The sequence below is a fragment of the Dyella sp. genome (assembly GCF_035685805.1).
GTDB lineage: Bacteria > Pseudomonadota > Gammaproteobacteria > Xanthomonadales > Rhodanobacteraceae > Dyella_A.
This window is the reverse complement of record NZ_DASSAB010000041.1, coordinates 20062-46933: the sequence shown is the minus strand read 5'-3', so window position 1 is coordinate 46933 and position 26872 is coordinate 20062. Positions and strand designations below refer to the sequence as shown.

At 69.3% G+C, this 26872-nt stretch carries 27 protein-coding genes; 7 read left to right on the top strand and 20 right to left on the bottom strand.

All coding sequences use genetic code 11. From position 1 onward, the window contains the following. Positions 1 to 22: 22 nt before the first annotated feature. Positions 23 to 898, top strand: a complete 876-nt coding sequence (locus tag VFG40_RS11900; protein ID WP_324897687.1) for an endonuclease/exonuclease/phosphatase family protein — start codon at positions 23 to 25, stop codon at positions 896 to 898. Positions 899 to 1067: 169 nt separating this feature from the next. On the opposite strand, the gene VFG40_RS11895 is transcribed toward VFG40_RS11900, so the two are convergent. Next, positions 1068 to 1481, bottom strand: coding sequence for a YciI family protein (locus tag VFG40_RS11895; RefSeq protein WP_324897685.1), 414 nt, complete (start codon positions 1479 to 1481; stop codon positions 1068 to 1070). 146 nt (positions 1482 to 1627) lie between these two features. Between VFG40_RS11895 and VFG40_RS11890 the strand changes: the two genes are divergently transcribed. Then, entirely contained in the window at positions 1628 to 2401 is a 774-nt protein-coding gene (locus VFG40_RS11890) for an EAL domain-containing protein (RefSeq protein ID WP_324897683.1), read from the top strand. 92 nt (positions 2402 to 2493) lie between these two features. Here VFG40_RS11890 and VFG40_RS11885 read toward each other — a convergent pair whose 3' ends face one another. Next, a complete protein-coding gene (locus VFG40_RS11885; protein WP_324897680.1) occupies positions 2494 to 3855 on the bottom strand; it encodes a Xaa-Pro dipeptidase in 1362 nt (453 codons plus the stop codon). 175 nt (positions 3856 to 4030) lie between these two features. Here VFG40_RS11885 and VFG40_RS11880 point away from each other — a divergent pair, with 175 nt between their 5' ends. Then, on the top strand, positions 4031 to 4300 hold the full coding sequence (locus VFG40_RS11880) for a hypothetical protein (protein ID WP_324897678.1): 270 nt from the start codon (positions 4031 to 4033) through the stop codon (positions 4298 to 4300). Between the two features lie 13 nt (positions 4301 to 4313). On the opposite strand, the gene VFG40_RS11875 is transcribed toward VFG40_RS11880, so the two are convergent. The 3 genes from VFG40_RS11875 to VFG40_RS11865 all read right to left on the bottom strand — a co-directional run bounded on the left by VFG40_RS11875 (position 4314) and on the right by VFG40_RS11865 (position 8326). Further along, positions 4314 to 4826, bottom strand: a complete 513-nt coding sequence (locus VFG40_RS11875) for a DUF6630 family protein (RefSeq protein WP_324897676.1) — start codon at positions 4824 to 4826, stop codon at positions 4314 to 4316. Positions 4827 to 4889: 63 nt separating this feature from the next. Next, entirely contained in the window at positions 4890 to 6596 is a 1707-nt protein-coding gene (locus VFG40_RS11870) for a sensor domain-containing diguanylate cyclase (RefSeq protein ID WP_324897674.1), read from the bottom strand. 104 nt (positions 6597 to 6700) lie between these two features. Further along, positions 6701 to 8326, bottom strand: a complete 1626-nt coding sequence (locus tag VFG40_RS11865; RefSeq protein WP_324897672.1) for a carboxylesterase/lipase family protein — start codon at positions 8324 to 8326, stop codon at positions 6701 to 6703. 217 nt (positions 8327 to 8543) lie between these two features. Here VFG40_RS11865 and VFG40_RS11860 point away from each other — a divergent pair, with 217 nt between their 5' ends. Further along, positions 8544 to 8924 (top strand): tautomerase family protein, encoded by a 381-nt coding sequence (locus VFG40_RS11860; protein WP_324897799.1) that lies wholly within the window; start codon positions 8544 to 8546, stop codon positions 8922 to 8924. A gap of 25 nt (positions 8925 to 8949) precedes the next feature. Here VFG40_RS11860 and VFG40_RS11855 read toward each other — a convergent pair whose 3' ends face one another. The 8 genes from VFG40_RS11855 to VFG40_RS11820 form a co-directional block, all read right to left on the bottom strand. After that, positions 8950 to 9642 carry an aspartate/glutamate racemase family protein gene (locus tag VFG40_RS11855; protein WP_324897670.1) on the bottom strand — a complete coding sequence of 231 codons (693 nt, stop codon included), beginning with the start codon at positions 9640 to 9642 and terminating at the stop codon, positions 8950 to 8952. 29 nt (positions 9643 to 9671) lie between these two features. Next, positions 9672 to 11294, bottom strand: a complete 1623-nt coding sequence (locus tag VFG40_RS11850) for an MFS transporter (RefSeq protein ID WP_324897668.1) — start codon at positions 11292 to 11294, stop codon at positions 9672 to 9674. A 443-nt stretch (positions 11295 to 11737) separates the two neighbouring features. Then, positions 11738 to 11917 carry a hypothetical protein gene (locus VFG40_RS11845; RefSeq protein ID WP_324897666.1) on the bottom strand — a complete coding sequence of 60 codons (180 nt, stop codon included), beginning with the start codon at positions 11915 to 11917 and terminating at the stop codon, positions 11738 to 11740. Between the two features lie 381 nt (positions 11918 to 12298). Continuing rightward, entirely contained in the window at positions 12299 to 14605 is a 2307-nt protein-coding gene (locus VFG40_RS11840) for a transferrin receptor-like dimerization domain-containing protein (protein WP_324897664.1), read from the bottom strand. 173 nt (positions 14606 to 14778) lie between these two features. After that, positions 14779 to 15132 carry a UBP-type zinc finger domain-containing protein gene (locus tag VFG40_RS11835; RefSeq protein ID WP_324897662.1) on the bottom strand — a complete coding sequence of 118 codons (354 nt, stop codon included), beginning with the start codon at positions 15130 to 15132 and terminating at the stop codon, positions 14779 to 14781. Between the two features lie 140 nt (positions 15133 to 15272). Further along, positions 15273 to 15725 carry a hypothetical protein gene (locus VFG40_RS11830; RefSeq protein WP_324897661.1) on the bottom strand — a complete coding sequence of 151 codons (453 nt, stop codon included), beginning with the start codon at positions 15723 to 15725 and terminating at the stop codon, positions 15273 to 15275. 360 nt (positions 15726 to 16085) lie between these two features. Beyond that, complete coding sequence (locus VFG40_RS11825) at positions 16086 to 17018, bottom strand: M14 family metallopeptidase (protein ID WP_324897659.1); 933 nt, start codon at positions 17016 to 17018, stop codon at positions 16086 to 16088. A 189-nt stretch (positions 17019 to 17207) separates the two neighbouring features. Further along, the gene (locus VFG40_RS11820) at positions 17208 to 17819 is read right to left on the bottom strand and encodes an OmpH/Skp family outer membrane protein (protein WP_324897657.1); all 612 of its coding nucleotides are present in this window, start codon (positions 17817 to 17819) and stop codon (positions 17208 to 17210) included. 293 nt (positions 17820 to 18112) lie between these two features. Between VFG40_RS11820 and VFG40_RS11815 the strand changes: the two genes are divergently transcribed. Next, complete coding sequence (locus VFG40_RS11815; protein WP_324897655.1) at positions 18113 to 18706, top strand: OmpA family protein; 594 nt, start codon at positions 18113 to 18115, stop codon at positions 18704 to 18706. A gap of 86 nt (positions 18707 to 18792) precedes the next feature. Here VFG40_RS11815 and VFG40_RS11810 read toward each other — a convergent pair whose 3' ends face one another. From VFG40_RS11810 to VFG40_RS11795, 4 genes are all read right to left on the bottom strand, one after another. After that, entirely contained in the window at positions 18793 to 20052 is a 1260-nt protein-coding gene (locus VFG40_RS11810) for a cation:proton antiporter (RefSeq protein WP_324897653.1), read from the bottom strand. A gap of 79 nt (positions 20053 to 20131) precedes the next feature. Further along, a complete protein-coding gene (locus VFG40_RS11805) occupies positions 20132 to 20731 on the bottom strand; it encodes a transglycosylase SLT domain-containing protein (protein ID WP_324897651.1) in 600 nt (199 codons plus the stop codon). A gap of 52 nt (positions 20732 to 20783) precedes the next feature. Further along, the gene (locus tag VFG40_RS11800; RefSeq protein ID WP_324897649.1) at positions 20784 to 21437 is read right to left on the bottom strand and encodes a thiopurine S-methyltransferase; all 654 of its coding nucleotides are present in this window, start codon (positions 21435 to 21437) and stop codon (positions 20784 to 20786) included. A 115-nt stretch (positions 21438 to 21552) separates the two neighbouring features. Continuing rightward, positions 21553 to 21957 (bottom strand): VOC family protein, encoded by a 405-nt coding sequence (locus VFG40_RS11795; protein WP_324897647.1) that lies wholly within the window; start codon positions 21955 to 21957, stop codon positions 21553 to 21555. 255 nt (positions 21958 to 22212) lie between these two features. Between VFG40_RS11795 and VFG40_RS11790 the strand changes: the two genes are divergently transcribed. Together VFG40_RS11790 and VFG40_RS11785 are read left to right on the top strand one after the other, a co-directional pair. Continuing rightward, complete coding sequence (locus tag VFG40_RS11790; protein ID WP_324897645.1) at positions 22213 to 22452, top strand: hypothetical protein; 240 nt, start codon at positions 22213 to 22215, stop codon at positions 22450 to 22452. A gap of 252 nt (positions 22453 to 22704) precedes the next feature. After that, positions 22705 to 23160 (top strand): CHRD domain-containing protein, encoded by a 456-nt coding sequence (locus VFG40_RS11785; protein WP_324897643.1) that lies wholly within the window; start codon positions 22705 to 22707, stop codon positions 23158 to 23160. 133 nt (positions 23161 to 23293) lie between these two features. On the opposite strand, the gene VFG40_RS11780 is transcribed toward VFG40_RS11785, so the two are convergent. The 3 genes from VFG40_RS11780 to VFG40_RS11770 form a co-directional block, all read right to left on the bottom strand. Then, on the bottom strand, positions 23294 to 24892 hold the full coding sequence (locus tag VFG40_RS11780) for a glycoside hydrolase family 30 protein (RefSeq protein ID WP_324897641.1): 1599 nt from the start codon (positions 24890 to 24892) through the stop codon (positions 23294 to 23296). 218 nt (positions 24893 to 25110) lie between these two features. Further along, positions 25111 to 25839, bottom strand: a complete 729-nt coding sequence (locus VFG40_RS11775) for a polyamine aminopropyltransferase (protein WP_324897639.1) — start codon at positions 25837 to 25839, stop codon at positions 25111 to 25113. Between the two features lie 316 nt (positions 25840 to 26155). Next, entirely contained in the window at positions 26156 to 26818 is a 663-nt protein-coding gene (locus VFG40_RS11770) for a hypothetical protein (RefSeq protein WP_324897637.1), read from the bottom strand. Between the last annotated feature and the right edge of the window lie 54 nt (positions 26819 to 26872).

Here is a 26872-nt window from a genome sequence, read left to right as displayed (position 1 = left end):
CCGCCTCCGGAGTGTCCGTGTGATGAGCCGCCTGATCCGCTGGCCGCTGGCCGCCCTGCTGCTTTCCCTGCTGGCCGCCTGCGCTACCGCCGGCGCGCCACGGCCCCCGCCGGACCTGCGCGTGATGACGTTCAACGTGCGCCTGCCGGCGGCCGGCGACGGCGTCAATGTGTGGGAGCACCGCCGCGACCTGTTCGTGCGTACCGTGCGCGAGGCCGACCCCGACGTGTTCGGCACCCAGGAACTGCACAAGGAACAGGGCGACTACGTGGTGGCGAAGCTGCCGGGCTATCGCTGGTTCGGTGACGGCCGCCGCGGCGGCGACGGCGACGAGCACATGGGCGTGTTCTATCGCAGCGACCGGCTGGCGGTGATTGAATCGGGCAACTTCTGGCTGTCCGACACGCCCGACGTACCCGGCAGCATCAGCTGGGGCCACCCGTTTCCGCGCATGGTCACGTGGGCACTGTTCGAGCGGCGGGCGGATGGCCGCCGCTTCTACTTCTTCAACACCCACCTGCCCTACCGCGACGAGGACGAGGCAGCGCGCACCCGCGGGGCGAACGAGATACTGGCCCGACTGCGAACCCTGCCGGAGAACGTGCCGGTAGTGCTCACCGGCGACTTCAACACCACGCCCGCCAGCGACGCCCATGCGCTGCTGAGCCGCGTGCTGGTCGACGCGCGCGCCGCGGCGCGTGAACGCGCCGGTCCGGACGCCACCTTTCACAACTTCACCGGCACGCCGGACCGGCGCATCGACTGGATCCTCACCCGCGGCTTTACCGCGCAGCGGACCGACACGATCACCACGCACGAGGGCGCGCTGTATCCGTCGGATCATTTCCCGGTGCTGGCAGTGCTGCGCTGGAACCCACCCGCCGCACGCACGCCGTGAACGCCTGTCCCGACACCTGAGACGCCGCCTGGCCATGATGCGCGGGCCGAATCGGACCCCCTCCGACACCGGCTCCGTCCATGGCAGTGGTCGGTTCAACACCTCTTGGCCGCGTCGTTCGCTCGACGCGGCCTTTTTTTGCTTCGCCCGGCAGCTGCCGGCGGAGAGCTCAACCAGTCGCCGCGACACCGGCACGAGCGGCACCTGCCTGCGCGCCGACGCGCACGCGCACCGCATCCATGTCGCGGATCGGACGCACCTCGATGCAGCCGGTGCGCGACCAGGGGAAGCTCTGCGCGATGCGCACCGCCTCGTCCATGTCCGCCGCCTCGATCAGGTTGAAGCCGGCCAGGTATTCCTTGGTTTCGGCGAACGGCCCGTCGAACACCGTGGTCTTGCCGTCGCGCACCCGCACCGAGCGCGCCGTAGCCGGATGCTCGAGCTGTTGCGAGGCGATCAGTGAACCCTCGGCCTGCAGCTCGTCGGCATGCTCCAGGCAACCGCGCATCATGTGGTCGAACTGGCCCGGCGGCAGTTCGCCGAGCAGTTGATCGTCGCTGTAGATCATCACCAGGAATTTCATGCGCCCTCCGGGGCCATGGCGGAGGCTGCCGATGCTACGGCGAGCGCGCGGTGATCGATACCCTTTGTAGCGAACGCGCGGCGTCCGTATGCTGCCGGGACTGCCTGCTTTTTTCTTTTCCCGCCACGCGCGCTGTCTGCAAGCCGATGAATCCCGACTCCCCCGCTCCGCCGCCCTGCAACGCCTGCACCGACCGCGAAGCGCTCCCGTTCGCTTTCACCATGGCCTTCCAGCCGATCGTGGACGTGCGCGAGCGCCGCGTGTTCGCCTACGAGGCGCTGGTGCGCGGTATCGACGGTGCCGGAGCGGCGAGCATCCTCAGCCAGATCAACGAGAACAACCGCTACGTGTTCGACCAGTCCTGCCGCGTGAAGGCGGTGGAACTGGCCGCGCGGCTGGGTATCGACTGCTATGTCAGCATCAACTTCCTGCCCAACGCGGTGTACCAGGCGGCCACCTGCATCCGCGCCACGCTGGAGGCGGCGCGGCGGTTCAATTTTCCCACCCGCCAGCTGATCTTCGAGATCACCGAGAACGAGGAGCTGGTGGACAAGGAGCACCTGAAAAGCATCATCCGCGAGTACAAGCGGCAGGGCTTCAAGACCGCCATCGACGACTTCGGCGCGGGCTTTTCGGGGCTGAACCTGCTGGCCGAGTTCCAGCCGGACATCATCAAGCTCGACATGGCACTGGTGCGTGCGGTGGACCGCGACCCAGTGCGCCAGGCCATCGTGCAGGGCATCCTCGGCGTCTGTCGCGCCCTGAACATCGAGGTGATCGCCGAGGGCGTGGAGACGGTCGCCGAATTCACCCTGTTGCGCGGCATGGGCATCGGCCTGTTCCAGGGTTTCCTGTTTGCGCGACCGGGGTTCGAGGCGCTGCCGACGGTGGACTGGAGCGCACTCGAAAGCCGTAGCTGAGGCACCGGGCGAAGCGGCGGCGCGGCCCGGGGCGGCCCGGGGCGGCCCGGGGCGGGCAGCATCGGCGTCGGCCGGCTGCCCGCGCGCGTGGCTCAGCGGCCGGCCAGATCCGACCGGTCGACCCGCCCGCCCTTCATCACGAAATCCACGTGCTCGAGCACGCTGACGTCCTTCAGCGGATCGCCCTTCACCGCCACCATGTCGGCGTACAGGCCGGGCTTGATCGCACCCACTCGGTCGCGCCAGCCGAGCAGGTCGGCGGCGTTCCAGGTGGCCGACTGGATCGCCTGCATCGGGGTCATGCCCCACTGCACCATCTTGGCGAACTGCTTGCCGTTCCAGCCGTGCGGATACACCCCGGCATCGGTGGCGAAGGCCATCTTCTCGTTCGCCTGCACCGCCTTGCGGAAGTTCTCGCGCTGCACCCGGCCAACGAGTTTTTCCTTGGCAATCTGCGCCGGCGGCGTGCCGAGCTTGGCGTATTCGGCCAGGATGTAGTCGTCGTTGTAGACGTCGAAGTCGAGGTAGGTGCCGCGCGCCTTGGCCAGCTTCAGGCCTTCGGCGTCGATGAAGCTGCAGTGTTCGACCGAGTCCACGCCGGCGCGGATCGCCATGGCGATCGCCTCGGCGCCATGCGCATGGGCGGCCACCTTCTTGCCCCAGCGGTGCGCCTCGTCGACGATCGCATCCATCTCCGCCTGGGTGTATTGCGGCGCGCCCACCGAGGCCTCGTTGCTGAGCACGCCGGCGCTGGCCATGAACTTGATCACGTCGGCGCCGCGCTTGACGTTCTCGCGCACCCGCGCACGCACCGCGTCGACGCCATCGGCCACGCCGGTGGGGCCGGCAAAGCTCACGTCGGGCGAGAAGCCGGTGCTGTCGTCGGCGTGACCGCCGGTGGAACCGATCGGTACGGTGGCCACCAGCATGCGCGGGCCGGGAATCTGGCCGCGGTCGATCGCGTCCCGCAGCGCCACGTCGATATACGCCGGCGCGCCGACGTTGCGCACCGTGGTGAAACCGGCGTCGAGCGTGCGCTTGGCCAGCATCGGCGCCAGCACCGCCTCGTCCATCGCGCTCTGGGTCAACGCGTCGCGGTAGTAGTTGCCGGTGCTGGTGGTGGGGTCGGAGGTCAGGTGCACGTGCACGTCGATCAGGCCGGGCAGCAAGGTGGCGTCGCCCAGGTCGATCACCGTCGCCCCGGCGGGCACGTCGCCGCCGTCGTGCACCTCGGTGATGCGCTCGTCCTTGATCACCACCACCACCGGGCCGCGGGCGCGGCCGGATTCGGTGTCGATCCAGTGTGCAGCCTTCACGGCGGTGAGGCCGGCCGCGGCGGCTGGCGCTTCCTGCGCACCGGCGGCGGTGACGGCAAGACCGAGCAACAGCGCCGTGCACAGCGGACGGACGACGCGGGCGGCAAGGCGGCGGACGGGTGCGACATGGTCGGGCATCGGAGCATCCAGGTGGTCGGAGATGCCCGACTTTAGCCGCCGCGGCCATCGCGCGCATCGCCCGCCGTGCCGCACGATGCCGGGCGGCGGTCGAGCCGGGCATCGCCGGCCCATGGCCGCTGACCACGCGGCGGTCGCGCTACACTTTGCGCCCCGTTTGCAGAGTCACCACGCCATGGCCGAGCGCAGCTTCGACGCCTTCCACGCCCGCTCCGGCGCGTCGCTCGAGGGCTCGCGCTATACCGCCTGGCTCGCCGTCACGCCGCGCGCGGGCGGCTTTCCGGTGTACTTCGCCATCTGCGAAAACCGCAGCTTCCGCGAGCGTGCGCCAGCCGAGGCGGCCGCGGCGCGGGCACTGGCCGACCTGCTTGCGCTGGAGCCGGACGGCACGCCGGTGTTCCCGGAGGGCTATACCGGCTTCGACGACGAGGCCGACCCGGCCTGACCGGCCGCGGCCCTCAGGTGGCGTCGCTGCCCGGGCGCAGATTGATGCCCAGCGCGGTGGCCAGCTCGCGCATCGGCTCGGCGTCGCGGCTGAGGGTGATCCATCCGGCATAGCCGTCGTGGTCGGTTTCGTAGATCCACACGGTGTAGCCGTGCTCGGCCAGCCGGTCGTAGGCGGTGCCCAGCAGCGAGGGTATGTCGCGATCGTCGAAGAACTCGTCGTCGTCCGGGTCGCCGTCCCAGTCGATGTCCAGGTTCCAGCGCGTCACCAGTTCATCCAGCGCCTGCACCAGCGCCCGCGGGTCGTCGACCTGGAACCCGGAACTCCAGTCGATCACGCGGGTGACCAGCTCCACCGGCGCGTCGGCCCCGCCGGCTTCCTCGTCGGCCTCGCGCCATGCGGTGAACTGGCGCAGCGCGGTTTCCTCGTCACCAGGGTTGATCAGCGTCAGCAGTTGCCACACCAGCGCCTCGACCGAATCGTCGGGCTCGGCGTCGAAGTCGTCTTCATCGTCAAAGTCGTGCATGGCGGGGCACTCGGGGAAGCGGGGGAGCCGCATGGTGGCGCGAGCGGGGCCCGCTGGGAAGCGCTAACCGCCGCGACGGTCGGCGCCGCCGCGATCGGCGGCGCGGCGGGCGTAAAGCCGCCGGTCGGCTTCGGCCAGCCCTTCGTCCAGCGACACGCCGCCGCCAAACGTGGCCCAGCCCAGGGTGAAGGCGATCGGCGCGTCCGCACGTGCCGCCTCCAGGCGCGCCCGCAGTGCCTCGGTGGCCTGTGCATCGGCGTCGCGCAGCAGCAGCAGGAACTCGTCGCCACCCAGCCGCACGACGGCGTCGGAGCCCTGCGCCTGGCGACGGAGAAACCGCGCCATGTCCAGCAGCACCTCGTCGCCGCGCTGGTGCCCATAGGTGTCGTTGATCTGCTTGAAGTGGTCCAGGTCGACCGTGATGCAGCCCCAGCGCGAGGACGAATCCTTGTCCAGCTCTTCCAGGTAGCGCCGGTTGAAGCAGCCGGTGAGCGAGTCGTGCACCGACCAGTCGCGCAGCTTGCGCTCGAGCTCGAAGCGCTCGGTGATGTCCTGCGCGTGTCCGAGCACGTAGGGTTCGTCGGCTTCGTCGTCGAGCATGTTGTGGTACTGCCACATGCGCCGGCTGCCGTCCTTGGCGGTCAGTTCCAGCACCCCGGTGTCGGTGCCGGAGGTGATGATCCGCAGCAGGTACTGACGGAACGACGCCTGCCGGTCGGCCGGCATGAACTCGGCCAGCGAGCGGCCCAGCAGCTCACCGATGGAATAGCCCAGGGCGCGCGCGGCGGCCGGGTTCACCGACAGCAGCACGCCCTCGTAATCATGCGTGCAGATCAGGCCCAGGCTGTACTGGAACAGCTGACGGAAGCGCCGCTCGCTCGCTTCCAGTGCCGTGACCACGCGGCGGCGGATGCTGATGTCCTGGATCGCCCCCACCAGCCGCTGCGGCTGGCCGTCGGCAAAATCCACGCTGCCCAGCGCGCGTACCCAGATACGACGGCCTGTGGCCGTGTTCATGGGCAATTCGAGATCCCACGGCGTGCCTTCGCGGCGGGCACGTTCCACCGCCGCGGTCAGTCGCGCGCGGGCGTCCGGCGGGTAGAAGCTCAGCGCCTCCTCCAGCGTGGGGCGGTAGCGCGGCGACAGTTCATGCAGCCGGCAGGTTTCATCCGTCCACACGATCTGGTTGGTGGCCAGATCCAGGGTCCAGCCGCCGACACTGGCCAGCCGCCCGGCCCGATCGAGCAGCGCTTCGCGCTGCAGCGACTCCAGCCGCAGCTCCAGTGCCTGCGCTGCCGCATTGGCCAGCGCCACCAGCACGCTGCGCTGCGCATCGCTGAGCATGCGCGGCTTGACGTCGATGACACACAACGCCCCCATGCACAGACCGTCGTTCAACGTGATGGGCGCGCCGATGTAGAAGCGGATGCCATCCTCGGCCGTCACCAGCGGGTTGCGCGAGAAACGTTCGTCGCGGCGGGCATCGGCAATCTCCAGCAGGCCGTCGCCGAGGATCGTGTGCCCGCAGAACGCCTGTTCGCGCGCCAGGTCGCGGCCCACCGCCAGCCCCACGCGCTCCACGCCCACGCCGGCCTTGGTCCACTGGCGGTGCGAGTCCACCAGATTCACTGCCGCCACCGGCGCGCCCAGCGCCAGCGCCGCGGCCTCGGCCAGCCCGTCGAACAGCGGCTCGGGCGCGGTATCCAGCACCGAGAGCGTGCGCAAGCGGGCAACGCGCTGCACTTCGTTATCCGGGAAAGGCGCAGTCATACAGGCAACGTCCTTGGGCATAACTTCTGGATTGTCCCCGTCCACGCCTGAGTACAACGTGACAGCCCGCGCAATCACCACCGCTGGCTGTGGCTCGACTTCGGTCAGAGCGGGTTGGCGTGATCGCGCAGAAAAGCCTGCAGGAAGTCCTGCCTCGCCGCACCGCGATCGACCTCGGTGTGGGTGTTCTGGTCGATGGTCTGGCGCAGCAGGCCGCCGTGCGAGTCGCTCACCGGGGGCCAGGCGGGCAGGCCGGCCTGGTTCGGATCGCCGGTGCGCACGAACTGCGCGAAGTAACCCTGCAGGGTGCGCGACACCGCCCGGTCGGTTCCGCTCCAGGCGTACACGGCGTTGCCGTCGAGGTTGCCCATCGCGTACTCGATTTCCCCGCTGTGCACCGCCCCCGGCTCGGGCTGCTCGCCTGGGGCCGGATCACGCTTGGGCGGGCGCGGGCGGGCGTAGTAGTAGAAGTACACCGGCTGGTTGCTGGTCTGGCGGTGCAGTGCCATCCAGCGCCAGGTGCTGTGGGCGATGAACAGGTCGCCCGCCAGCGCCGTGGCCGAGCGCTTCACTTCTGCCGCGGTGGCTCCCGGGTAGAGCCGCAGCGCCTCACGCGCCTTGTCGCCGAACAGCGTATCGAGGGCATCGCGGTAGTTGGCCGGGGTGGGCGAACGGTCGTGCAGGATCGCGGTGTAGAAACCCTCCTGCGAGTTGGCGCCCAGCAACAGGGGCACCTGCGCCTGCTCGCCGCGCGCGTAGATCTGCTCCGGCGCGTCGGGCAGGAAATAGCCGTCGATATCCGGTGCAAAGCGCAGCGTGGGCTCCGACTTCGGATCGGTCGCCTGCAGCAGCGCCTGGGCCGGCATCGCGCGCAGGGCGTCGAGCGAATCGACCTGCAGTTTTTCCATGAAGGCGCTGCCGGTGGCCTCGGCGACCGCGCGTGGCGCCGGCGCAATCGGAGTGATCAGTGCGCCGCTTTCACCGATCGCCCCGGCGATCAACTGCTTGCTCAGCGGCGATGCCATCAGCGCGCTGACCGAAATCGAGCCGGCCGATTCGCCGGCAATCGTGATGTGCCCGGGATCGCCGCCAAAGCGCGCGATGTTGTCGCGCACCCAGCGCAGCGCGGCGACCTGGTCGAGCAACCCGTAGTTGCCGCTGGCGTGCTGCGGCGATTCCGCCATGAGTGCCGGTGTGGCGAGAAAGCCGAACACGCCCAGGCGGTAATTGACGGTAACCGTCACCAGGCCGCTCGCGGCCATTGCGGCGCCGTCGTAGCGCGGTTCCGAGCCATCGCCTGCCAGGAACCCGCCGCCGTAGAAGTACACCAGCACCGGGCGCTTGCCGTCCGCCGGCGCCGCGGGCGCCCACACGTTGAGGTAGAGGCAGTCTTCGCTCATGCCACGCGAGCGGAACACCATGTCGCCGAACAGCGGCAGTTGCATGCAGCGCGGGCCGAACGTGCGGGCGTCGCGCGGCTCGCTCCAGCCGGTGGCCGGCTGCGGCGGCTTCCAGCGCAGCGCGCCCACCGGCGGGGCTGCATAGGGGATGCCCAGGAACTCCTGCACCACCACGCCGCCCACGCTGGCCGTCTTGCCCACCAGCAGGCCGCCCCCTGCCTCGACGCGCGGCGTGTCGTGCTGGGCGATGGCCGGGCCGCAGGTGCCCAGCGCCAGCAGCGCCGCGGCAGCCCGGCGAGTGAGCAGGTAACGCGGAAAACGTGGGGACATCGCGCAGACTCCGGGCGGCGGCGAGGCACCAAGCCTAATGTGGTGTCGCATGCTTGACGACCCTTGCCGCGCCCCGCTCCAGGTGAAGCCGGCGGCGACCGCTGGCTTCAAGCGCACACTTGGTCGTGTCGGTGAACCAGATCGCGGCGCCACGCGGACTGAACGCGCGGGCAGGCATGATGCAATGCCGCTCCCAAGGAGAACCCCGGTGCCCCTGATGCGTTTCGACGTAATGGAAGGCCGCAGCAAGGCCGAAATCACCACGCTGCTGGACGCCGCCCACCGCGCCATGCTCACCGCGTTCAAGGTGCCCGAGCGCGACCGCTACCAGATCGTGCACGAGCATCCGCCGGAGCACTTCATCGTGCAGGACACCGGGCTGGACATTCCGCGCACCCGCCACGTGGTGGTGGTCACCGTCACCAGCAGGCCGCGCACACGCGCCATGAAGGAAACCTTCTACGCCGAGCTGTGCCGCGAGCTGAAGACAAGTTGCGGCATCGAGGCGAGCGACGTGATGGTGTCCATCGTGACCAACTCCGACGAGGACTGGAGCTTCGGCCTTGGCCGCGGCCAGTTCCTCACCGGCGAGCTGTAGCCCGGCGCTCGAGCGCGACGCGCGCTCAACCGGCCAGCGCCGCCTCGACCGCCGCCAGCGCGTGCAGCCGCGTGGTGTCGAACTGGGGCACGGTCGAATCCGCAGCCTCCACCAGCAACCCGATCTCGGTGCAGCCGAGGATGATGCCTTGCGCGCCGTCCGCCACGAGGTCGGCCATCACGCGGCGGAACATCGCGCGCGACGCCGTTTCCATCCGACCCAGGCAGAGCTCGGCATAGATGACCCGATGCACCTCGTCGCGGTCCGCCGGCGGCGGCACCCGCACATCCAGCCCGTGCGAGGCGAGCCGCTCGACATAGAACGCCTGCTCCATCGTGAAACGCGTGCCAAGCAGCCCCACGCGGGTGACGCCGGCCGCGCGGATTGCCTGCGCGGTGGCATCGGCTACGTGCAGCAGCGGAATGTCCACCGCCGCCTCGATGGCCGGCGCAACCTTGTGCATGGTGTTGGCACCGATCAGCAGCAGGTCGGCGCCGGCTGCCTGCAGTCCCCGGGCGCCCTGCGCCAGCTGCGCACCCGCCGCGGCCCAGTCGCCGGTGCGCTGGCACACCTCGATATCGGCGAAGTCCACGCTGTGCAGCAGCAGCTTGGCCGAGTGCAACCCGCCGAGGCGCTGCTTCACCGCCTCGTTGATCAGACGGTAGTAGGGGATGGTCGACTCCCAGCTCATGCCGCCCAGCAGTCCGATGGTTTTCATGTGCGATCCGTTGTTGCTTGATGGAAGACTCAGCGCCCGCGGGGCGCCGCCATGGCCGTCTGGATTTCCTCCAGGGTCAGCCCGCGGGTTTCGATGCCGGTGCGCGCCAGCATGATCGCGGCGGCCAGCATCGGCAGCGCGATAAGTGCGCCCGCCCAGGCCAGGTGCTCGAAGCAGCCGAGCACGCCCAGCGCCGCGCCGAGGATGCCGCCAAACTTGGAACTGGCCGCAATCACGCCTGCACCGGTGCCGCGCAGGTGCACCGGGTAGATCTCCGCCGCGTACGGGATCAGCATCGCGATCACGCCGCTCACACTTACCAGCAGCGCCGCCGTGGCCACCGTGGTGAGTGCGAACGAGCGCACGCCCAGCACGGCCAGGACCACGAAAGCCAGCAGCGCCGCCGCGGTCAGCGTGATGAACAGCACCAGCGAGCGCACGCTGCTCCACCGTTGATACAGCCACACCACGGCGCCGATGCCCGGCAGCGCGATCACCGCCGAGCGCGCGAGCAACGCGTTCGCGCCCGCGGCGTCCACGCCCAGCTTCACCACGTTCACCGGCAGCCACAGCAGGAACCCGAAATTCACCAGCCCCCAGGCCGTGCCGCATACCACCAGGCCCCAGCTGAGCGCGGCGTGGCGCCCGCGCAGCAACTGGCGCAGTCCGGCCACCGGATGCTGCTCGTCCACCACCGGGGCACCCGGATGGCGCGCATCGTCTGCCTCGATGGCCTGGGCACGAGCGCCTGCGAAACGCAGCAGCACCGCGCGCGCTGCCTGCTCCATGCCCGCGTTGGAGAGAAAGCGTGGCGACTCCGGAATCCAGCGGTTCAGCAGCACGATCAGCGCACCGGTGGGCAGGCCCAGCAGCCACAGCACGCGCCAGCTGAACAACGGCTCCAGCAATGCCGCAGCGCCGGCGGCGAGCAAATAGCCGGCCGAGGTGCCGATGCCGCCCAGCGCCACCAGCAGCCAGCCACGGTGGGCGGCGGGAATCGCCTCGGCCATCAGGGTAAAGGCGATCGGCAGCAGGCCGCCGGCCGATGCGCCCATCAGGAAACACATCACCAGGTTCCAGCCGAACGAGGGCATGGCGCCGCAAATTGCCGTGCCCATGAACATCAGGGCCGACAGCAGGATCGCGGCGCGACGCCCGAAGACGTCGCCGATCCGCCCCCACACCACCGAACCGACCGTGGTGCCGGTCAGTGCCACCAGCGCCAGGAACGCACCGCTCTCCTTGCTGATCGCGTATTCCCGGGTCATCCCGGGCAACACGAAGCCCAGCGTGGCCGGCTTCATCACATCGACCGCCAGCGCCACCACCAGCACCAGCACCAGCGTCCAGTGCTCCCGATTGAGCGGCACGCCGTCGGCAAGATGGAAATAACTCTGTCCCCGCGACCCGTGCAGCGTCTGGCGCACCTGCTCGGCGCGCGGCGCCAGCCCGTAGGCAGCCAGTGCCAGGCCCAACGGAATCAGCGCCATGCCGACCAGCATGATCGGGCTCATCGGCATGCCGGCCAGCTGGTAGTGCATCGGCGCCCCCATCAGGAACATCGGCACGTGTGCCAGCACGCCCGCGACCAGCAAAGCGCACCCCGCCCAGAACGCCAGGGGGTGATGAAACGAGATGCCGTCGGCGCGCATGCGGATGGGGAGTCGGGGAAAGCGCCGAGGCTAGCAGATGGCCCTGGCCACTTGGCGCCGCGGTCGTGTTCCCGCCCCGGCTGTCGGCCATCAGCCCCGCGCCCGCCGTGGCGGCCTCCGACGTGTCTCCATGGCTGCCTCTCGCAGAGCGCTGATATCGCGCGTGCCGCGCTTGCCGACGCGGCGCAGGGTAGGCAACAGCAGCCTCGGCATCGTCAGGAATGGCTTGGGCCGCGGGCAGGGATCCCGGCGGCAGGTTCAGCACCTCGAACGCATCCCCATGCGCGACCACCGACCAAAAAAAAGCTCCCTCGCGGGAGCCTGATCAGGGAGTGTGCCCGGGGCGCGGCGGGCACGACAGGGATGCGGACGCGCGCCCCGGGCAACATCAGATTAGCCGTTCATCCTGCGACAGACCCTAGGAAAGATTCGGACATGGAACGTCACCAGATGGCCGGGACGTGATCGGCCGACCAGCGCTGCAGCTGGGCGTGCATGTCTGCAATGGCCAGTTCCGCAATGAAGCAGTCGGCAGCGCGACGCGTGGGAAAACGCATCACCGGCTCGCCATCGGCGGCGTCGTACACGGTGAAATCGTCCTGTTCGTTGCGCACTTCGAGCATGGCCGCCGCTCCGCAAAAAGAAGGCCGGCAGCTCCTTTCGCGGACGCTACCGACTCGAGACCGATCTGCAGGTGCGGTGCGGCGCGACTTCCGGTGTGCGGCCAGCGCTGCGTGAGACGCCCGTCGGCCGGCGCGGCGTCATTCACTTGCGCAGCATGCCCTCGTCGTGGGCTGACTTCCCAGCGGCATCCGCCTGACGGCGCTGTAGGAGATATCTGACGCGTGACGCCTCCGGCTAAACCATTCCGAACACCGAGCCAATAGCCACGGGCAGGCCCACAGCCCAGCCGGAAGATGCGGCCGCCACGGCAGGCACGGCGTGCAGACCGGCCGCCCCGGCAGCAAGGGGGTGGCGATCGAGTACGGACCCAGCGCGCAGCCTCAGCGCGCGAGCAGCGCCGTGAGTCGGTCGATCCTGGCGCGATAGCCGTCGAGCACGCCGGCGGTGATCTCGGCGTAGCGGTCGGCTTCGGCCCAGCGCCGCCCCTCGATCGCCTCGCGCACGCCCGGCACGGGTTTCACGCCGTAGCCGGTGAGCATGCCCGGCGCGTAGATCATGTGCTGGAACCACGGGCGCCCCGGCAAACCGTCGGCAAGGGTCAGCGCCTGCTCCATGCGGGCGATCTGCGTGTCGAGCTCGTGCCGCTGCGCGGCGGGCATGGCGAAGCCGCCGGCAGCGCGCTTTGCATACGCTGCATCGAACGCCTGCGCACTCTGCCCGAGGCGTTTGGCGGCGCGGTCGAGCGGCGCCAGCTGGATTGCCGGCATTTCCGAATCGCGCACCGGTGGTTGCACCGGGCGGGTGGGGTCGCTGGCCAGCTGGTAGGCGCGGCTGTCGAGCAGCTGGTGCTGCGCGAGCGTGGCCTTGCGGGTGCTGTCGACCAGCGCGTGCAGCTCGCCCACGTAGCGATCCAGCGTGCGGCTGAAGTCGCCGAAGCGCAGCGGCAGCACGTTGGCATCGGCCGCGCGCAGCACGATGTGGCCGGCCACCTTCGACAGCGCCACGCCGTAGGCGAAATCGGGGTCGCCGAAGCGCACGTAGTGGTCGAACGAGTCGTAGCGCGAGTGGTAGATGCCGGCGTTGTCGTCCTCGCCGCCGAAGCCCAGGTTGAGCGAGGCGATGCCCAGGTGCTCGAGGAACGCGCTGTAGTCCGAGCCCGAACCCAGCGCACCGATCGGCAGATCACCGCCGCTGGCGGCCAGCTTGGCATCGGCCTTTGTTTCGGGCTTGGCCTGGGGCGACGCGCCATCCACCTGCATGCGCGCGCGCAGCCGCTGGCCGACGCTGACGTGGGTTTCCGGATCGGTCACGCCGTCGATCACCTGGTTGACCAGATGCTGCAGCGAATGGCTGCCCTCGGCGCCGAGGAAGCCGCGGCCGTTGGTGTCGGTGTTGACGTACATCACCGCCTTGGCCTTGAGCTCTTGCGCGTGCGTCTCGGCCCACTCGGTGGAACCGATCAGGCCCGGCTCCTCGCCGTCCCAGCTGGCGTAGACCAGCGTGCGCTGCGGCCGCCAGCCCTGCTTCACCAGCGCGCCGATCGCCTTGGCCTCGGCCATCAGCGCCACGTTGCCGGCCAGCGGATCCCACGCGCCGAACACCCAGGCGTCGTGGTGGTTGCCGCGCACGATCCACTGGTCCGGCTCGTTCGCGCCCTGCATCACCGCGATCACGTCGTACACCGGCTGCTGCGTCCAGTTCGACTTCACCACCAGGTGCGCCTTCGCCACGCTGGGTCCCACGTGGTAGGTGAGCCCCAGCCCGCCGCGCCACGCGCCCGGCGCCACCGGCCCGCCCAGCGCGTGCAGCAGCGGCGTGGCATCGGCGTAGGAGATCGGCAGCACCGGGATCTTCAGGATGGTCGGCGCGTCGGCGATCGCCAGTCGCTTGGCGTCTGGCGTGGAGCCGATGCCCGGGGTCAGCGGGTCGCCCGGGTACTGCTGCATGTCCTGCACGGAACCGCGCTGCACGCCATCGGCCGGCCGCCAGCCGCCGTCGGGGTAGGTGTCGCCTTGCGTGTAGCCGTCGTCGCGCGGATCGGAATAGATCAGGCATCCCGCGGCGCCGTGTTCCTGCGCCAGCTTCGGCTTGAGTCCACGCCAGCCGCCGCCGTAGCGGGTGAGCACGATCTTGCCGCGCACGTCGATGCCGCGCCGCGCCAGCTCCTTGTAGTCGTCGGGCATCCCGTAGTTGGCGTAGACCAATTCGGCGGTGACGTCGCCATCGGCGCCGTAGACGTTGTAGGGCGGCAATGCGCCGTCGCGGATGTCCGAAGTGGCGTCGCCGGCCACCGCCGGCTCGCCAAGCCTGGCGGTGTACGGCTGCGGTCCCAGCAGCTCCAGCGCCACCGTCTTCGGGGTGGGATAGAGCACGTTGAAGGTCTCGATGTGCGCATCCCAGCCCCATGCGCGGAACTGCGCCAGCATGAACTCGGCGTTGGCCTTGTCGTGCGGCGCACCGACCTGATTGGGCGCAGAGGACATCTGCTTGAGCCAGGCGCGCTGGTCAGCCGGATCGAGCAGCGCATCGAAGCGCTGTTCCAGCTGCTGCTGTGCGCGCGCGGCGTCGGTACTGAAGCCGAACATGGCGTCCGGCGCGGGCTTGTTGCCCTCGGTCGCCAGCGCCGAACCGAATGTGGCCATCAACGCCGCGCTGAGCAGCAGCGGCAGCCAGGTGATTCGCATCATCGGAACACTCCCCTTGGATGAATCGTTGCGCCTGGCCGATGCGGCCGGCGGATGGCCGGAACGAAGCAACCACTGGTGATACCGCCAGCGGTGCGAACTCGCCACGCCGAAGGTTCGGCGACGGCAGCGCGGTATCGTGCGGCGTATTGCGCCACCGCGCCGCCCTCGGCGGATCACCCGTTGAGCCGGGATTCCCAGTCGTCCGGCACCTGCCCGGCCGGGCCCGGCACGGGCTGCTCAGGTGGATGCGCCTGCGGCGGCGCCAGCCGCGGGCCGTCGACAAAGCCGTCGGTGCGGTAGTCGTAGAACCACTCCTCACCCGGCTCGAAGCTGGCGATCACCGGATGGCCGGTGGCGTGGTAATGCGCCGTCGCGTGACGGTTCGGCGAGGTGTCGCAGCAGCCGATGTGGCCGCACAGCGCGCAGCGGCGCAGATGCAGCCACCACTGCCCGCCAGCCAGGCATTCGGCGCAGCCGGTGCCGGAGGGCCGCGCGGCGGGGTCGATCACATCGTGCTCGGTGCTCATGGGCGAGGCTCCGCGTCGTGATGGGTTTGTTTCGCGATGCTCGCACGAACCCGCCGTAGCGGGCCCGCAGGTGTCGCTGGCGCCGGTTCAGCGGCGCCTGGCAGGACAGCCGGCAGGCGCGCAGCCAACCGTCGGCCACGTCACAGCGGCTGGATCTGTGCCACGTCGGTCACCACCACGTGGGTCTGGTAGTAGTACTTGCCGCTGCGCCGGCCGTCGACGACGAAATCGATGCGCACCCGCCGCGCCGATCCGGCGACGAGGATGCGCCGACCCCGCAGCACGCGCTCCGGCTCTCCGTGCAGGCGTGCTGCCAGGGCACTGGCAGCCTGCGGCAGCACCACCACGGTGAGGCAGCGCGGATCGCGATAGTCACGCTCGGAGTTGAGGTACAGCGGACCCGGGCGGTCGGCATCCTGCACGGTCATGGCGAACACCCCCGACACGCCACGTGGCGCTGCCGCGGAAGCGAGCTGGACGGCCTGCGACGGATCGATCCAGCGTGCGTCGGGCGTGATGCGAGGGTCGGTTGCGCAACCGGCCAGTGGGGCAAGCAGGGCGGCGAGCAGCCATCCATGGCGGCGAAGTGACATCGTGTCTGTCCTTGCAATGAAGTGTCCGCCGAGGATGCCAGAGCCATCGGGCGCGGTCATGACTTCATGCCCGCATGGGCCGACCGGGAGGTATCCGATCCACCAACCGGCCGCTGCGCCACACCGTTTCGGGGCAGCGCGGGCCCCAGGCGCGGCGCGTCCACCTGCGAGCTGTTTGCCTGGCCACGCGTCCTGCTGGAACACGCCCTGCCACTCGCCCACTGCGCGCGAGCGCGCCAAGGCGACTGCCGGGCGTCAACTGACCCTCGAGGCCCCGCTCCAGCCGGGCGACCGGCTCTTCGGCCGGCGCCGCAGCGATCTCGCCCAGCCAGCGGGAGTGGGCGCGGCGCGGGTGTCGACTCAGGCCTGCGTCGTGTGCGCCAGGGCAAACTCGATCGCCGCACACACCGCCGCTGCCTGCGCGTCGTTGCACTGGGCAGGCGTGGCGCGGGGGCTGTCGGGATAGACCTCGGTGGTGCTCTTGTAGCGCGCGTTGGTGATACCGGCGCACAGGCCCAGTTTCTTCAGCGGGTACTGGATCACACCGGGTGCCACGACCGGCGAGCCGATGATTTCGCCGCGGGCGTCGGCCGGGGCGATGTGGGTGACCTTCGCCACCGCGTCGATGATTGCCTGCTGGAACGCCGGTTGCGGATGCTCGCTGTCGTCGACCAGGTAGAAGCCGTCGGGAATCTCGCCCGGCTCGCTCGCCACACCGTCACGGGCCGCCAGCGCGGGGCGGAATTCGGACTCGTCACTGTCGGTGGTTTCGTGCAGGTCGATGTGCAGCAGGGCCGTGTCGCGATACGGTGCCAGCAGATGCCACAGCGCCGCCGCTTCGCCCGCCGGGCTGTCGGCGCGGAACGAGCGGTTGGGGTCGATGGCATCCGGGTTCCAGCGATGGATGCGCTCATAGGCCCACGGGCTCACGCACGGTGCCACCAGCAGGTTTGCCCGATCGGCATAGCGGGCCGCGTCGCGCTCGAGAAACTGCAGCGCGCCGTGCACACCGCTGGTCTCGTAACCATGGACTCCGCCTGTCACCAGCACGGTTGGCAGCTCGTCGCGCCAGTGGCGGCTGCGCAGCGCGAACAGCGCGTAGCGCTCCGGCGCATAGTCGAGCGCACCGTACTCACGCACATCGAACCGGTCACGCAGGCGCTCGATGACCGTCAGCACGTCGTCGGCATAGCTGCGATGGCGGGTCTGGCGGGCGCGCCAGACAGCCACTTCGGCGGGACCCCACGCCACGCCGGGCGTGCCGATCGGATACGCGGTGGAAGGGGCGCTCATGGGCAGTGACTCCTGGGGAAAGGCCGGAACTCTAGCACCGGCCCACCCGAGGCTTCGTCGCCTGCAGCAGCATCTGGCTGCGGACGTTCGCCGGTGCCAGCGTGTCGCGCGGTCGCGCGGTCGATGCCGCCCGGCGCCGTGCGGCGTGATGCCAGGCCGCCTGCGCCGCCCGGCATCGTCATCATGCGACTACTTGCCGGCGGCGTTGCCACCGTTGCCGGTCGGCAGCGGCTCCAGGCCGAAGTTGAGCGTGGTGATCTTCGCGTCCAGGCCCTTCACCACGTCGGGGGTGAGGTCGTTGGTCATGTTGCCCCCGAGCACCGAATCACGATCCAGCAGCAGGCCGCAGTTGTGGTTCTTGTAGGTGCTGCTGACGATCGGCTCCGCCTCCTGACCGATGCGCTGCATGATCTTGGCGCGGGTCAGCTGGATACGCTGGTTGGTCTGGCCGGCGTGGGCCTGGAAACCCTGCATGCGCATCTGCAGCGCCGAGCCCTGCTCCTTGCGCTGGGCTTCGGTGAGCGACTCTGCCTTTTGCTGGAACGCCTGGATGTCGCTCTCGATCGGCTTGCGCTGGTTTTCCAGCTCGCTGTTGCTCTGGTCGGCCAGCTGTTTGAGGCGCTGGCTGGCCGCCTGCCCTACCTTGGACTGCGCGAACACCGCCTCGCGCGACAGCATGCACACGCCGGCGACCGGGCTGCCGCCGAGGGTGTCGGCCGCACGAGCCGGTGAGACGGGCAGCGCAGCCAGGCCGGTGACGGCGACGAGGGAGGCAAGCAGAAGCGGGCGATGGTGGGTCATGAGGTCATCCGTAGAGGGTGAAAAATGGAACGTGAGAAGAAGCCGCGTCCATCGACTCCGCGGCGGACGCATAGGTTCCCAAGCATAGCCAATCGTCAGTGTCCGCCCGCGTGACGATCGCTCCGGGGCGACGCGCGGCAGTCGAGCTGGGTTAAGGTCCGCGGCGCTCGCACGGGTTAGCCTCGGTAGCCGGTGCGCGGACAGGGGGCGCGGCGCCGGACCTACGGGGCAAACCGGCCCGGGACGGATGACTACGGTCGCCGCTGCGGGCCACGTGTACGAGGAGACCCATCATGAGCAGCAAGACACTGCGCCTGGCGCTGATTCCGGCCAGCCTTCTGGCAATGGTGCTGGGCGGATGCTCCAGCTACGTGAAGAAAACCGACTACGACGCGGCTATCGCCGAACTGCGTGCGAATGACCAGAAACAGCAGCAGGACATCGACGCGCTCACGCAGGAGATGCAGCAGCGTTTCGCCAAGTACGACGCCGCCATCACCGCCATGCAGGGGCGGGTGAAGATCGACACCGCCGCCCACTTCGCCTTTGGCGACGCCACCTTGCGCGACGAGGACAAGCCCCTGCTTGACGACTTCGCCAAGGTCATCGGCGAGCGCGGCCCCGAAGCGGTGATCACCGTCGAAGGGTTTACCGATCCCGCCGGCTCGACCGGCTACAACCGGCGTCTGGGCCAGCAGCGGGCCGAGGCGGTGCGCGATTACCTGGTCAGCAGCGGCGGCCTCTCGGGGCAGCAAGTGCGTGCGGTGAGCTACGGTGAGGCACGCAATCGCCAGGTGGCGCCCGGCGAGACTCGCGACAGTGGCGCGTCCAACCGGCGCGTCACGCTGGTGGTGGATTTCGCCGGCAACGCGGCGCCCACATCCTGATCAGGAAAAAGTTCCAGTGCGGTAGGTGACGAAGGCGCCCACGGGCGCCTTCGTTGCATCAGGCGATGCCATCGCATCGCCCGCGCTCAGGACGACGTGGCGCTCGGCGCAGGGCGCGCGCGCGTGGACCACTTCACCACCTTGCCGATGCTCAACCCCTGCACCAGGATCGAGAACACCACGATGTAATAGGTCATCGCCAGGATCAGATTGCGCGGCTCGCCGTATGGCAGCGACAACGCCAGCGCCACCGAAATCGCCCCGCGCAGGCCGCCCCAGGTGAGCACTTGCCAGGCGCCGTGCGGCATCGTGAAGTAGTGCGACAGCAGCGCCATCGGCGCGCCCGCGCACAGCAGCCGCGCCAGCAGCACCACCACGATCATTCCCGCGGACACCAGCAGCACCATCGGCGAGAAGCTGACCGCGGCGAATTCCAGCCCGATCAGCACGAAAAGCACCGAGTTGAGCATCCAGTCCAGCATTTCCCAGAACATATCGTGATGCCTGCGGGTGGTCTCGGACATGCCGAACTCGCGCCCGCGACTGCCCACCACCAGCCCCGCCATCACCATCGCCAACGGCCCGGACACCTCAAGCTCCCGCGCCAGTGCATAGCCGCCCAGCACCGCGGCGAGGGTAATCATCACCTCGACCTGGTAATTGTCGATGCTGCGCAACAGGTGATAGACCACCCACCCCAGCACCAGGCCATAGACCAGGCCGCCGCCCGCCTCGCGCAGCAGCAGTACCACCGCGTGGCTCCAGTCGGGGCTGCTGCCGTCGGAGATCATGCCCAGCAGCAGGGCGAACAGCACCACGCCGATGCCGTCGTTGAACAACGACTCGCCACTGATCACCACTGTCATGCTGCGCGGTGCGCCGGCCTGGCTGATGATTCCCGCCACCGCCACCGGGTCGGTCGGCGAAATCAGCGCACCGAAGATCAGGCAGTACGGCAGCGACAGCGCCAGCCCGGCCCAGTCCAGCACGAACCAGAGCACACCACCGATCATCACGGTGGAAGCGATGGTGCCCAGCACCGCCAGCGCCGCCACGTGCCAGCGGTACTCGCGCAGGTCGCCGAAGTTCAGCTGCAGCGCCGCGGCGAACAGCAGCATCGAGAGCAGGCCCTTGAGCACCACCTCGGGAAAGTCGATCGACCGCAGCAGCGTAGCCTCGTAGTCGTGCAGGCCGGAAAAGCCCAGCGCCTGCAGCGCGATGAGCGCCAGCGTGCCGAGCAGCGCGATCACCATCACGCCGATCGCGGTAGGCAGCCGCACGAACCGGTGATTGAGGTACGCGGCCAGGGCGGTGATCACCAGCAGGATGACGGCGACGTTGAACATGCTTGGGTTTCCAGGAGAGCTCGTGCGCCTACGGGGCGGGTTCGCCCATGGTAACCAGCGCGGGCCCGCTCACGCGCAGCTATCGGCAGCGCCGCAACTGCGCGCCGTATTCACGCGCACGGCGGTCCACCGATGCCGCGGTGGCCAGCAGCGACTTGTCGTGCCGCCACTGGCCGCGACGGTAGCCGCCGATGCCCTCGTGATAGGCGATGTAAAGGTGTAACGGGTCCCACTTGGAGATGCCGAGCTCGCGGTGGATGCGGTCGGTGTACCAGCCGAGGAAGTCGAGCGAGTCGTCCATGTCCTTGCGGCTCTTGAACCAGCGTCCGTTGGCGCGCTTGTATTCCTTCCACACCGGGTCCTGCGCCTGGGCATAGCCGTAGGCACTGGAGCGACGCGGCAAAGGAATGAAAAGAAACCACGGCCGATCCGGACATGCCTTGCGGTTGAAGCCGGACTCGCGCTGCACGAACGCCATCAGCACGTGGGCGGGCGTGCCCCAGCGCGCTTGCGCGTCGCGGGCGTCGTCGTACCAGTCCGGGCGCTGCGCGATCACCTGGCACAGATTTTCGGCGTACCGCGGCGGCGCCCCGGCGCAGCCACCGACCGCGAGCAGGCCGCAAACGAGCAATGCGGCGGCACCGCGGCGCGGCGCGGGGTGGTGGATGGACCAAGGCATGCTGCGAGGGTACCCGTGGCCGACGCAACGCGTCACCCCCGAGCGCGATCGCTCAGCGCTCGAGCCGGTAGACCACCGTGCTGAGCGCGGTCACGCCCTCGGCCACGAACCCCGGCTCGCGTAAAAGAATGTCGTGGCGGGCGAGCACGGTCACGCGCCAGCGGTCCGCGAACAGTTCGCGCACCTCGGCCTCCGGCACGGAAAACGGCGGCCCCTGCTTTTCGCGCTGGGGATACTCCAGCGTGATGAGCAACCCGCGGCACCCGGGTGGCAGGGCGGCGTACAGCTCGCGCGCGTAGCGCCGGCGCATTGCGTGCGGCAAGGCGATCAGCGCAGCGCGGTCGTACACCGCCGCGCAATCGGCGAGGCTGGCCGGCTCCAGCGCGAACGCGTCGCCGCAGATCAGCTCGATATCACCGGCGCGATAGTGGCGGCCGTCGACTGCCTCGCGAATCCCGGGCACCCATCCGTGCGCGGCGAAGAACTGCTCGACCGCCAGCGGGGAAAGTTCCACCCCCAGCACCCGGTGGCCCTGCGCCGCCAGCCATGCCATGTCCACCGACTTGCCTGCCAGCGGCACGAACACCTGGCTGCCGGCGGGCAACGCCAGCGAGGGCCAGTGCGACAGCAACAGCGGCATTGGCTGCTCCTGATGGAACCCGATGCGGCCCTGCTGCCAGCGCTGGTGCCAGAAGTCTGCGTCCAATCCCGTCTCCTGCTGTCCGCCGCCGCACCCACCTTCGGGCGCCGTCGAGCCATCGTGCCACGCCCGGGCTGCAACGCATCGGCCGACCGCGGCCACAGATCTACATCGGCTTGATCTACATCGGCTTGATGCAGTTGACCATCCAGCGCTTGCCAAAGCGGTCGGTCAGCGCGCCGAAGCGATGAGCCCAGAAGGTCTCCTCCATCGCCATGGTCACCTCACCGCCGGCCGCGAGCGCGCGAAAGATGCGCTCGGCCTCCTCCGGCGTGTCGGGCACGATGTTCACCGTGGTGCTGCCGGCCTCGTGCGGCGGCGGGCCGTCCGCGCCCATGATCACCGCCGAACCGATCTCGAGCTGCGAGTGCATGACGTTGGCGTGCGCTGCCTCCGGCATCTGCGCGGCCATCGGCGACTGTCCGTAGGTGAAGCGCTGGGTGACCTCGCCACCGAGCGCCTGGGCGTAGAAATCCATCGCCTCGCGGGCCGTGCCTGGAAAGTTGAGATAGGCAACCAGTTGCATGGAGAAGCTCCTTCGATCGGGGGGAGGCGGACCGCAGCGGCGGCCCTTCCATCTCCACGACGCGCGACCTGCCGCCGGATCGACAGCACCACGCCTGCTTTCTCACCCACGGTTGGCGTCGTCATCCTCCGTGTCGCCTCGGCCGGGGCGGTCCGCTGGCGTGTCGCGCCGTTGCGGGTTGTGCCGCGCGGCGCCGAGACCGGCGGCGTGTCCCGGTTGCAGGGGTGCTGGCGAGCCTTCCGCGCTTGAGGCCACGTGCCCGCCATCGTCGCCGTGGAAGCCATGGTGCGCGCGCCCATCGGCCGGCTCGTCGGCACCGCCGTCATCCAGCGATGGGCCCGGCACGTCGACCGCACCCTGCGGCTGGCCGGTGGCCGGGTCGGCGTGATCGCGGGCACGCTTGGCTGCGTCGTGCCCGATACCGCCCTGCGATTGCTGTGGTGCGCGCTGGCCGGTGTTCTTGTCGGGAAGGTTCATGAGCGTCTCCTGCCTTGATTGGGACGGCTCATGCTCGGCGTCGTGCAGTCACCGCAACGGCAAGGGCGCGTGCATGCGACGCACGAGCGACGACCTCGGGAACGGGATGACGCCGCCAGGGCCGACTGCCGTGCGGCGGCAGCGGGTGCATGCACGCGCACATAACCTGGTCCGCGCCAAGGTATTCGACCGTCCGGTCGAGCCGATGCCCGGCCGCGTCGCCCGCGCCCGCCACCGCGAGCGCGCAACCCGAACCACGAGGATCCGCCCATGCGCTTGTCACGTCGCATTCTGTTTCCGCTCGGTGCCGCAGCCCTGCTCGGCTTCTGCGGCGCCGCCGCAGCCAAGACCGTCACCCTCAGCGGCACCTTCGCCGGGGAACACGGCACTCCCCAGCATCCCACCGGCACCGTCGATGCGACGCTCGACACCGACACGCATCGGCTCGACTACACGATCGACTACAGCGGCCTCAGCGGCCCGGTCACGGTGGCGCACTTCCACGGTCCGGCCGGTGCCGGCACCGAGGCCGGCGCGCTGCAGCCGATCGACGGTCCGTATGCCAGCGGCATGCACCGCACGGTCACCGTCGACGCTGCCACCCAGGCCGCGATGCTCAAGGGCATGAGCTACGTGAACCTGCACACCAAGGCCTTCCCAAAGGGCGAGGCACGGGCGCAGCTGACGGTGGCCGAACCGGCCGCGGCGGACGCCGGCGGCATGTGATCGGCGGTCGCTGGCGGATCCGGAGCCGGTGCACGCACGGCGTGGCACCGGCTTCTTTTTTTGTCCCGCGCGCTGACGGCGCCCGAACGAAGGGTGCCTGTGGCGCGTTACCGTGCGGCGGCCGGCGTTGCGATCAGCCCGCGTCGCCCGGCGCTTGCCCACCGTTCCACCAGCGCAGCGCCCGGCGCAGCCAGGTGCCCACCGGATCGGGGTTCCACACGAACGTCGCCACGCTTTGCGCCGGCATCATGTAGCGAAAGCCGGTGCCGCCCTCGACCACCGAGATGGGGCGCTCCTGTGCGTGGCTGTTGACCACCACCAGCACCAGTGATTCGTCGCCGGGATTGCGGAACGCGACGTTGTTGAGGTCCTTGTCAGTCTCTCCCGATCCCACTCGCACCGCCCCGGGCAGCACGAAGCGGCTGAAGTGGCCAAAGGCGTAGTACTCGTCGTTGCGGCTGACCTCACCAGTGCGCGAGTCGATGGTGACCACGCCCTTGCACAGGCCGCAGCCGCCCGAGTGCGGGCCGTGCTGCTCGTCCAGCGCCAGGTTCCAGTACACGACCCCGCGGGCCCAGTTGCGCACGCCGGCCAGCAGCAGATCGCGGGCGAACCACAGCAGCTCGCCCTTCTTCGCCGACGCCCAGTCGCCCCCGGAGCATTCGGTGATGTACACGTCCTTGTCCGGGTGCTCGCGGTGCACGTCGCTCTGCACCGAGGGCGTGCCCGCGTAGCAATGCCAGGCAATGCCGTCGACGTAGCGCGCCGCCGCCGCATCGGCCAGCACCTCCCGCGGCTGCCCCGGGGCATCCCAGTTGTGGTCCCACTCCAGGATCTGCGTGCCCGGTGCGCGCCGTGCCAGCGCCGGGCCGAGGTACTGCCCGATCAGCCGGGCGCGGGTGGCGGCGGGCACCGACATGCCCGGGTACGTGGCCGGTTCGAACGCCGGCTCGTTCTGCACCGTGAGAGCGAACACGGGCACCCCTTCGCTGCGCAGCGTCTCGACGTAGCGGACGAGGTACTCGGCGAACGCGCCCTCGAACGCCTCCAGCAGTTCACCGCGGATCAGGTTGCCGGTGCTCTTCATCCACGCCGGCGCGCTCCACGGCGAGGCGATGATGCGCAGTTGCGGATTGATCGCCAGCGCCTCGCGCACCGTCGGCAGGAGATCCTCGCCGGCCGCGCCGAGGTTGAAGTGCGCCAGCGGCTCGTCGGTCTCTCCGGCCGGCATGTCGTCCAGCGTGTACGGCTGCAGCGAGAAATCCGACGCGCCGATGGTCAGCCGCGTCATGCTCATGTTGAGCCCCGGTGGCGGTCCGAACAGCTCCTGCAGCAGCGCGCTGCGTTGCGCCGCATCGAGGCGATGGCGCAGCAGCCACGCGGACGCGTCGGTGATCGCCGCACCGAAACCGACGATCGACTGGTAAGTCGCCTGCCGGTCGATGATCACGGCCTTGGGCAGCGCATCACGCGGCTGCAGCGGCACGTCTGGCTGCCGCGCCAGGCGCAGGCGCCGGTCGGCGGTGCTCAGCCACAGCCGTACCGAAGGGAGCACCGGCGCGGGCGCCTTCACCTGCGGCCGGGCCTGGGGTGCCGGGGGCGGCTCGATGCGCGAGGCGAACAGCGAGGCCAGCGTGAACGACGCGATCAGCGCAAACAGTGCGATCGCCAACCAGCCGCGCAGATGCCTGTGCCTCGCCGGATGCGGCTCGGCGACGTGATGCTCAACCATGGTGCGCCGGCGCGCGGCACGCGTTGCAATTCACTGATGACACCTTCGCGATCCCCCGGCTTCCCTCGTGCAACCGGGCAGGACTGCAAAGAGTGCAGCGAAACGGCGCCCGCGTCGACTTTGCGCCCGCCATGGCGCCGATTCCGTGCGCGCCGTCAGCAAGCTGGACGGGTGGCCTCATCCGTTGGACGATCGCCCATCGCCGGCGCGGCCTGTGCTCAGGCGCCGCGATCGAACGCGCGCGCAAGGTAGACGCTTTGCGTGAAGCGGTTGCCCAGCAACGGGTTGTGAAAGGTGACCGGTTCGGCCCATGCCTGGGCGAATACCTCGGCCAGCCGTGCAGTGAAAGCCGGGTCCGGAGCATCGTTGGACCACAGGCCGAAGATGCCGCCGGGGGCGAGGTGGCGGGCCAGCGCGCGCAGCCCGTCCGCCTGATAGAAGCTGGTGCTGCGCGGATCCAGCAGCGCCTCGGGCGAGTGGTCGATGTCCAGCAGGATTGCGTCGAAACGCCGGCCCGGCCGGGTCGCGTCGAAACCCTCGACTGAGACGGCCAGCGCGAAGAAGTCGCCGTGCACGAAACGGCAGCGCGGGTCGCCAGCAAGCTCCGGGCCCAGCGGCACCAGGCCCTCGCGATGCCACGCGATCACCGGCGCCAAGTACTCGACCACAGTCAGCGCCTCGACCCGCGGATCCTCCAGCGCTACGCGGGCGGTGTAGCCCAGGCCGAGTCCGCCCACGCATATCTGCAGGCCGTCGCCTGTCAGCGCGGCCAGGCCGAGCCGCGACAGCGCCTCCTCGGACGCGGTGAACAGGCTGGACATGAGGAACTCGTCACCCAGCTTCACCTCGTAGATCACCTGCTTGACCGTGAGCTCCAGGCGTCGGCGCAGGCTCACCGGCCCTATCGGCGTGGGGCAGTAGTCGAGTTCTTCGAACAGGGGATCCATTCGCGCGTACCGGTACAGGGCGGCCGACAAGGGTATCAGCCACTGCGCGGAGCCCCCGCTGCCACGCTTTGCGAAGCCGCGAGCGTTGAGTGGCTGATGACGCGTACACGAGGCGCAAGCCCGCTGGCCGCGGGAAAGAAGCAGGAAAAACCGCGCCAGAATGCTCTGGCGCGGGGAAGTGAACGCTAAATGCGCTGACGCGTCTTGTTCGGAGGGAGCGGCCTACCGCTCCGTGATGCCCGCCACAGCCACGCGGCGTGTGCGCTGGCGCTGAGTGACCGGCGAGTGACGCGGTGATGCGCGGGGCGCCGGAGCGTCAGTTGCTGACCAGCGTGATGACCGAATCGGCGTCCAGGCGCTTGAAACCCCAGAAGTCCCGGTCCATGTCGCCAGCAACGCTTACGTAGTCGCCCTTGTCGATCTGCTGGAAGCCGGTGTCGTCCAGCGGGTTGCTCGGCAATTGGTCGACGTTGATGGTGACGCGACGGGGGCCGTCGTCCACGGTGAAAGTGTGGCCGCCGACCGACGTCACCGTGCCCTGCACGACCGTCTCCCCGACCACCACCGGATGCACCCAGTAGTCGACCAGGTTGCTGGAACCCTCCTCATCGGCCGCATTGGCGTAGAAGAAGCTGCCCAGCTTCTGATCGTAGACGCTGCTGGCCTCGATCTTTGCCTGCTCGAAGAAGTCGTCGTCGATCTTGCCCACGACGGTGACCTTGTCGCCCTTGATCTGCTGATAGTTCTTGCCGTACCAGACCCAGCCGTCCATTTCGACGGTGACCTTGCCCTTGCCATAGTCGAGCGTGAAGGCCCCCGGCTGGGTGTCGGTGACCTTGCCACTGATGCTGGTCCAGCTGCCGTCGGGCTGATCCGACGGAGGCGTGACGTGGGGATTGTTGACGGCGGCAGCGGCGCTGCCGGCCATGAACAGGCTGAGGCACACGGCGGCGGCGGTGCGTTTTTTGACATGCGTCATGATCGTTCCTCCGCTTGGTTTCGATGGGGAAGAGTGCTTCTGCGTGCGATCGGC